General features: G+C 34.9%; 1 protein-coding gene. It reads left to right on the top strand.

The genetic code is table 11. From position 1 onward, the window contains the following. Window positions 1-261: 261 nt before the first annotated feature. On the top strand, window positions 262-559 hold a 298-nt coding region (locus FOY53_RS23575; protein ID WP_222435346.1), incomplete at its 3' end, for a hypothetical protein.

Genomic DNA, 559 nt, shown 5'->3' on the forward strand with positions numbered 1-559 from the left:
TTTCGAGTTATTAACGTTTTTCATAGAGTTTAATCGAAATCGTAAAATTTTCTTAGTTGCAAGCCATGGAAATGACAACAAGATGTTCTTATTTTAACTGGCACCATAACCATTCAAGTTGCGTTTTTCTATCATCTACCGGAAAATCAAGGGTATTCAAACACGGATATTTTGAACTTATTTTATATTCATGGAGAATGTCGCAAGATTATTCAAAGAACTTGCCGTTTGTTCAATGAGAGATATCCCCATTTGACTCCAATGACCAGACAGAAATTTAAACGAATAGAATCGAATTTTTTAGAATATGGAAGAGTGAGATCTGCAAGTATTCGACCTAAGCCTATTACGAATGAAGAAATTAATGAAATTAATGTCTTTGCATATTTTAATGCCTATCCACGGCAGTCAATTCGATCGGCAGTTCAAGACCTGGGTTTAACATTCTATGCGGTTCAAGCTATTTTAAAAAAGCATAAAATGCACGACTATTCGTTCACAACAGTTCAAGAACTTCACCCACACGACGATGTTAGAAGGTTGGAATTTTGCGAACAGA

Origin of the sequence: Puniceibacterium confluentis (assembly GCF_007923445.1) — a bacterium.
Taxonomy (GTDB): domain Bacteria; phylum Pseudomonadota; class Alphaproteobacteria; order Rhodobacterales; family Rhodobacteraceae; genus Puniceibacterium; species Puniceibacterium confluentis.